Genomic DNA, 7334 nt, shown 5'->3' with positions numbered 1-7334 from the left:
TGTCATAGTTCAATTCATGGCGATCGTAAGTGGAAAGCTCATACTCTTCTGTCATAGATAGACAGTTAGTGGGGCAAAATTCCACACAATTACCGCAAAAGATACAAACTCCAAAGTCAATGCTGTAGTGGTTGAGTTTTTTCTTCTTGCTGGCTTTGTCGTATTCCCAATCTACTACAGGCAGGTTAATTGGACAAACGCGAACACAGACTTCGCAAGCGATACACTTATCAAATTCAAAGTGAATTCTACCGCGAAACCGTTCGCCAGGAATCAGTTTTTCGTAAGGATACTGTACGGTAATCGGACGCCGCCGCATGTGATCGAAGGTGACAGAAAGCCCCTGACCAATGTAACGCGCAGCTTGTACTGTTTCTTTGGCGTAATCACCAACTTGTTTCAGGAACTTTAGCATTTTGTCTCTCTTTTAAGGGGATAAAAGTTAGGAGTGAGGAGCGAGGAGTGAGGAGTTAGGAGTGAGGAATGAGGAGTTAATTAAAAACTCATAACTCATAACTCATAACTTATAACTCCTAACTCTTAACTCTCTGATTACCCGCCGAAGGCGAAGGGAAAGGCTAGTTTCAGGGCGGCGGTTAATAGGAGATTAACCAAGCCAACTGGCAACAAAAACTTCCATCCTAAATCTAACAGTTGGTCAATCCGTACCCGTGGCACTGTCCAGCGCAACAGGATGGCGACAAACACTAGTAAATAAGCTTTGAACACGGTCATGGTGATGCCCAAAGCAGCAGTTACTATCTGGAACACGGGATTTAGTTCGCTGACTCCCAGCCAACCAGCGATGAGGTTGAGGGGAATAGGAAAGTCCCAACCGCCCAGGTAAAGAATTGCTACTAGTAAGGAAGAAAGAATCAAGTTAACGTAAGAACCCAGGTAGAAAAGACCGAATTTCATACCTGAGTATTCAGTCTGATAGCCTGCGACGATTTCTTCTTCTGCTTCAGGTAAGTCAAAAGGTAATCGTTCGCATTCAGCTAGGGCGGCTATCCAAAAGATTAGGAAACCGATTGGTTGCCGCCAAATGTTCCAGCCCAGGATGCCGTAGCCAGATTGTTGATTGACAATATCAACGGTGTCGAGGCTATTAGACATCATAGCGATCGCTAACACCGCTAACGCCAAAGGAATTTCATAACTAATAGATTGCGCTGCTGCCCGCAACCCCCCTAAGAGGGAGTATTTATTATTAGATGCGTAGCCAGCCATTAACAAACCAATGGGTTGAATGCTTGACAAGGCAATCCACAAGAATACGCCCATGCCCACATTGGTAATTACGATGTTCTGCCCAAAGGGGACGATCAGGAATGACAGAAACACCGGAATCACAACAATAATTGGCCCAAGGGTAAACAGCCAAGGGTCAGATTTGGCTGGTACTATATCTTCTTTAAATACCAACTTCAAACCATCCGCTACAGGTACTAGCAGCCCAAAAGGCCCCTGGAATTCTGGGCCAATTCGCTGCTGTGCGGCGGCGGAAATTTTTCGTTCTAGCCAAGTAGCAACTAATACCCCCACTGTTGCTCCAATCAGCATCAGTATCATTGGCAGTGGCATCCAAATTGCTTTGGCTGTTCCTGGTGGTATACCTAAATCCCGGAGGGATTCAATAAAAGTTCCTTGGAGGTCAATTCCTGAGTTCATGTTTCCACTCTTTAAGACATCGAGTCATAGTGAATTACAACTATTAGTTGAATTAATACCTGTAAATTCACCCATTTTTAATTTTTGCCCAAATAACGCTTGATTGAAGATTTGTTGCTAATTCCCATGCCTAGTATATCCTTGGATGGTTTTAGCCCTCTGAAGCGAGATGAGAACTTCTACTTATGGTTGGCATTGAGATTGCTATTGAGGAGACGGGGGGATGGGGGAGATGAGGGAGCAGGGGAGGTAGGGGAGGCAGGGGAGAATTGGGGATAAGAGTTGAGAACTTGAAACAAGTCTTTCCCCTTGTCCCCAATTCTCCTTGTCTCCAAGTCCTCTTGCCCATGCCCCAATTCCTAATCCCCAGCCCCCAATCCCCAATTACCGTTGGTCAATGGGGGTATAAGTAACTTCGTGCCGACCGTTATAAACCTGGGTAGGACGGAAAATTCGGTTTTCTGCTAGTTGTTCTTTCCAGTGGGCTAACCAACCGGCAACGCGAGCGATCGCAAATATTGGTGTAAACAAGTCTGTGGGAATTCCCATCTTTCTATACACCAAACCTGAGTAAAAGTCAATATTGGGATAAATTCCTTTGCTACCGAGTTTTTCTCCTACCACTTGTTCCATTTCTAGGGCAATATCATAGAATTTGTCATGCCCAAACTTCTCAAACAGTTGCTCTGCTAGTCCTTGTAAAATTATGGCTCGTGGGTCTTTCACTTTATACACACGATGTCCAAAGCCCATAATCTTAGATTTAGTTTGCAGACAATGCTCTATGTAGGGACGGACATTTTCTACAGAGCCAATTTTTTCCAACATCTGAATTACTTCTTCATTGGCTCCACCATGCAAGGGCCCTCCCAAAGTTCCCACTGCACTAGCAACCACAGCGTAAGGATCAGTCAAGGTGGAAGCTGTCACCCTGGCACTGAAAGTGGAAGCATTCATTGTATGCTCGACCTGAAGTATCAAGCAGATATCAAAAATCCGCGCCATCAAAGGATCGGGTTCTTTCTCATCGAGCATGTATAGAAAGTTGGCGGAGTAGTCTAAGTCATCACGGGGACGTATTGGGTCATTGCCTTTCCGCATCAGTTGGAATGCTGCTACCATCGTGGGAATGGTTGCTATCAGGCGCACTACCGAATCCCGAATGTAGGCAGGATTATGTAAATCCCGGAGCGAATAAAATAACCCTAAAGCAGCAGCAGAGGCTTGCAGCGCATCCATTGGGTGACCGCTTTCAGGAAAGCATTTCATCATGTCCCGAATGCGGTATTTTATCCGCCGATGGTAACGAACTTCGTGCTCAAATGCTTTCAATTCTTCGTTGCTTGGCAGTTCGCCCCAGATTAAGAGATAAGCAGTTTCTAGGAATGTACTTTTTTCTGCTAGTTCCTCAATCCGGATGCCACGATATTCTAGTAGTCCCTTTTGCCCATCAACATAGCTGATACTTGATTGGGCGGCGGGAATGCCTTCTAAACCAGGCTTGTATTCGCACACCATCATGGCAACACCATTCGCTTTGTGAAATATCTGATCTAGCTAACTTACCAGAAATTTATTGTCGCCATAACAGTAGCCGTTCTAACAACAATCGAGAATGTTGAAAAACTGTTATAGCAGGTACTTGGGTGGTGTCAACCAAAACATCTGACTACGACCCAGAGGAGAACCTGTTTCTGGTAGTTTTATCCCAATCATACCTGCTTTTTTCAAGACTAAGCTTGCTTTGACTTCCCCCCATAGGAGAATTTCTGCCCAATTGGTCAAATCAGGTTCGTGTCCAACCAACGCTAGTTGGGTATTTTGGGAATAATTTCTTGGCTCTAACCAGTCTTTGAGCCAAGTAGAAATTTGACCATCGTGGGCGAGGTGGCTAGATTCCTCTAATTTGGAGCTTAGTTTTTCTGCTATGAGGATTTCAGCCGTTTGGCGGGCCCGCACTAAGGGGCTGGTGAGAATCAAATCAAAGTTTAAGCCCAATTTAACAAGTTTCTGAGCAACTTTCTCAGTTTTTTGCCGTCCTTCTTTAGTAAGGCTGCGCTCCTCATCCTTGATGCCTAATCCTTTATCTTCGGCGATGCCATGACGAATTAAATATAGTTCCATAGTTTGAGTTCTGTTAGCATAGCGGGGCGTAGCCCGTGCTTAGTTAGGATTTACGTCTGCTGTCAATTAACCTATCCTAATCTTAATCATTATTACGTATTTGTTGATCTACCATCTGTCCGGTGCAACGCGGCGTTAGGTGTTCTATGTTACAGATATGGCAACAGGTTTAAACCTTGAATAAATCTGCAATCCCGTTGTTTTTTGTGATAAACGGGTAATTCCAAACTATTGCTGTAGCTGCAATGAGACTATCAGGAATGGCCAAATTATGACTGAGCCGATAAGACCGCAATAAATCAACTGCTGTGTCAGATACAGCCTGGTCAATCTTAATAATGTAAAACTGCTTGAGGAAATTTAAGAGTGTTTGTAGCTCTGCTTTGTTACGACAACCAACCATTAGTTCCATTTGTGTGATTATGCTAATTGCCAAGCCAGAACTCGCTTTCAGATTTTGCAAACACTTTACTGCTTCTTGAACACCGCTACCTGCATCAATTAGAATATCAGTATCAACGATGGTTGAGTTAGTCATGTGATGACCACTCATTTTCTCGAACACCACGCACCCAAGCAGTGCTATCAGCTAAATCTTGGCGATGTCTACGACGGGCTACGCCTACGCTCCACATCCCAATAAAGCTATCATTTATCAAGTCAATGTCAGGTAGGTGAGAGGCAGATTTAACTACTGCATATCTTTGTCGCAAAAAAGCAATAAAGTCGATTACTTGACGCTGTGCTTCAGCAGGAAGGGATAAAAACTCATTGAACAATTCTTGCTGTGTCATTTTTATACCTCTCAAAAAACAGAACTAACTCAACACAATTCAGCAGCAGTAGACAACTTCGGCAACTTTAACAAAAGCTTTCCTCCGTCTGCTGCATTGAAAATGAATTTATTCTATTAATTTAATTGCAGTTGTATTAAATGCTTTATAAGGATTTGGAACTTCATAAATTTCGATTTTACCTTTATCTTCCAAAAGGTTAATTAGGGCATAAGATGAATTAAAGGAATATCCTTTAGGCCCTAAATAATCTCTAACAAAAGACTTCAAACCTACAAAATTGGGAAAATCTGGTGATTTTGAACATTCTCCAAGTTGAAAAATTAAATCTTCTTCGTTCAAAATCAAGTATGGTTGAACACTACCTTCAGTATTTGTTACTTGTAGACAGTTATCTTCTATTTCTTCATTAATTCTTCCTTCCTGCTGTTCTAGTTGCTTCTCTTCTTTCTCGATTTCGAATAAATCATCAATTGCTTTTATCACAGCTTCTTTATCTGCAATACTCAAAGTTAATGCATCAATACTACTATCTGCATTATTAATTATTTGCTTTAGATTGTCATATAACTCATTTGCTAAATTTAAATCTTTTTGAACAAAATAATTATTATGAGCAACTTTATTTCTAATAAAAGTCAATTGTTCCCATTTTTTTTGAAAATCATTTTGTTCAAATGTATCTTTGAAATATTTGGCGTAGTTACCTTCTAAAAGTTCTTGTTTTAAACTTTCTAAGTCTGTTGCTGCTTTAACTTTACCGAGTACATCTTCTATTTTTGTAAAGATTGAAGATTGACTGTAAATAATTTTTCCTAACTGGTCAAAGTTCAATAATGCAACATTTGTAACTACCACTTTTGTAAAAACTACTTCATTCTTCTTTTTACTATCTGCCTTATCTCTATTTTCTTTAGAAACTGCAACTGACCACCAGTCAGTCCCAATCTTTGTGATAAAAAACTTTACAATATATTTTCTTAATAAGGTTTCAATACTATTTATTAAAGGATATATACGAAGTGCAATATCATTAGAAACATGATCTATTAATATTTGTCTGTGGTCAAATCCCAAATCTCTTAGCTGATCAATAAGTTTTATCCTGAAAGGCTCAATCTCGTCAAATTCGCCTTCAGCAATAATGTAGTAAGCAGAGGAAAAGCGGCCTCCAGTAACCATTTTACTCGTATCAAAAGGCTGAACAGATACTTTTATTTTTTGAATATTATCATTAATTTCAAGATAATTGTCTGAAATCAATGGTTCACTATGCCATAAGCTTTCAATAGTTGATAAATTTATAATAAAATTTTTAGGTTTTTTAAACTTGACCTTTTCTTGTTGGTCAATACAGAGTAATTCAAATTTGAGTGGCATATTTATACCTATCTTAGGAAGGCTACTTCTACACAAATTAGATTACCCACTTATTAAACCTAATTTCAAGGTATATTTACTTAATTTATGACATACTTAAAGTTTTTCAATTTGTATAAGATACAAAAGTTGCCGTATATTTATCCCATTAAGGTTATTCCTCAGCGTTAGGATAAAAATCTAAGTCTAGTATCTCTTTAACAGAAAAGGGACAGACGATCGCAAAGTTATCTTCTGATAAACTTGTTTCCACCATTGCCTCTCGTCGCGCCCTTTGATAAGTACTATTAATCCACTCGGTATCATTTAAAAAACGCCGCAAGCTAGGACTTTCTTCCAGCAATTCATCTATATTCAGTCGCTCACGGGTAAGGGTCACTTGCCAACTGTGACTACGACGTTCTGGTTGATACTTCGACTTCAACAAATGCGATAAGACTAACCGTAATACACTTTGCAACGCTCGCTGTTGACTCTTACCCAAGTCCACCACTTCCTCAATTAAGTGTTCTAAATCCAGCGTGTCCCAGTGGTGCAATCGCAAAAGCTCTGCTGTCTGCTCTACCCAAGCATAAAAATCTTGCTCATACAGAGTTTGTAAGATTTGGAGTTTTATAGACTTCATGGCGCTCCTTCTTCACAAATAAATAGGTAGGCGCAAGTTAACTTTGATTTAGTTCAGCATTCGTCATAAAATCCAAATTCCCGACTTTTATCAAAAATCGGGAAGGGATGCTATCTGACTAAACACTTTGACTGCTGCATGAGTTAGGAGTTCTCCGCGTCTCCTTGAGTTCCCTCTACTCCGACTGAATCGGGTTATCTCTGGGATTAACCAACCTCAGCAGTTTTTGCTTAATTTGAGCGTCGAATACTTCCCATTTCATTTTCGCATAAGCGGAATTTTCGTTGCTGCCAGATAAGAAGCCCATTGGAATTTCAAAGCCGCCTGCGCTTGTCCTTCCACCGCCGAAAAAGCGCCCTGCACTATCTTGTCCAAAGGCTTCTTTGATAAATTCATCGGGGTCAAGGGTCAGTTTGCTAGTTCTCAGGGAGCCAATGACTATTTCTAGTTCTTCGTCTTCATCGTGAACAATGCCGTAAACTACGGCGGTGTGAACGTTTTCTTCGGTGACGAGAAAATCAGCCGCTTGGGGGATGGCGTCACGGTCTTCGTAGCGTAAATAACCAACACCAGCGATGGAAAAGTTATTTTGAACGATACGATTTTTTAGCGATCGCTCGATCACATCCATTACCCGCTTGGAACGGTTCGCCTGTAAAATGGCGTTTAGCAGTTGAGCATCATAAAATCGGCTTAAATAGGCAGCTGCCATAAAATCTTCTTCTTGTGCTTGCATTAAC

Annotated in this window: 9 protein-coding genes; all 9 read right to left on the bottom strand. The window is 41.0% G+C overall.

Going from position 1 to position 7334, the window contains the following annotated elements; translation table 11 throughout:
• Positions 1-415 (bottom strand): NADH-quinone oxidoreductase subunit NuoI (gene nuoI / locus VE944_RS08025; protein ID WP_324974856.1); only part of this gene is annotated, 415 nt, incomplete at its 3' end.
• A 137-nt stretch (positions 416-552) separates the two neighbouring features.
• Positions 553-1671: an NADH-quinone oxidoreductase subunit NuoH gene (gene nuoH, locus VE944_RS08020; RefSeq protein ID WP_324974853.1), complete on the bottom strand. Its 1119-nt coding sequence runs from the start codon at positions 1669-1671 to the stop codon at positions 553-555.
• A 384-nt stretch (positions 1672-2055) separates the two neighbouring features.
• The gene (locus VE944_RS08015; protein ID WP_229553468.1) at positions 2056-3192 is read right to left on the bottom strand and encodes a citrate synthase; all 1137 of its coding nucleotides are present in this window, start codon (positions 3190-3192) and stop codon (positions 2056-2058) included.
• Positions 3193-3300: 108 nt separating this feature from the next.
• The gene (sixA, locus tag VE944_RS08010; RefSeq protein ID WP_324974850.1) at positions 3301-3795 is read right to left on the bottom strand and encodes a phosphohistidine phosphatase SixA; all 495 of its coding nucleotides are present in this window, start codon (positions 3793-3795) and stop codon (positions 3301-3303) included.
• Positions 3796-3964: 169 nt separating this feature from the next.
• Positions 3965-4333: a type II toxin-antitoxin system VapC family toxin gene (locus tag VE944_RS08005; RefSeq protein WP_324974847.1), complete on the bottom strand. Its 369-nt coding sequence runs from the start codon at positions 4331-4333 to the stop codon at positions 3965-3967.
• A complete protein-coding gene (locus VE944_RS08000) occupies positions 4326-4589 on the bottom strand; it encodes a hypothetical protein (RefSeq protein WP_324974845.1) in 264 nt (87 codons plus the stop codon). Before VE944_RS08000 ends, VE944_RS08005 begins: the two co-directional genes overlap by 8 nt.
• Before the next feature lie 108 nt (positions 4590-4697).
• Positions 4698-5969, bottom strand: a complete 1272-nt coding sequence (locus tag VE944_RS07995) for a hypothetical protein (RefSeq protein ID WP_324974842.1) — start codon at positions 5967-5969, stop codon at positions 4698-4700.
• A gap of 154 nt (positions 5970-6123) precedes the next feature.
• Entirely contained in the window at positions 6124-6594 is a 471-nt protein-coding gene (locus VE944_RS07990) for a DUF29 domain-containing protein (protein ID WP_324974839.1), read from the bottom strand.
• A 175-nt stretch (positions 6595-6769) separates the two neighbouring features.
• The coding region (locus tag VE944_RS07985) for a DHH family phosphoesterase (protein WP_414690110.1) at positions 6770-7334 on the bottom strand (565 nt) is incomplete at its 5' end.

This window comes from Nostoc sp., from assembly GCF_035638895.1.
GTDB lineage: Bacteria > Cyanobacteriota > Cyanobacteriia > Cyanobacteriales > Nostocaceae > Nostoc.
This window is presented reverse-complemented; position numbering and strand designations above follow the sequence as displayed.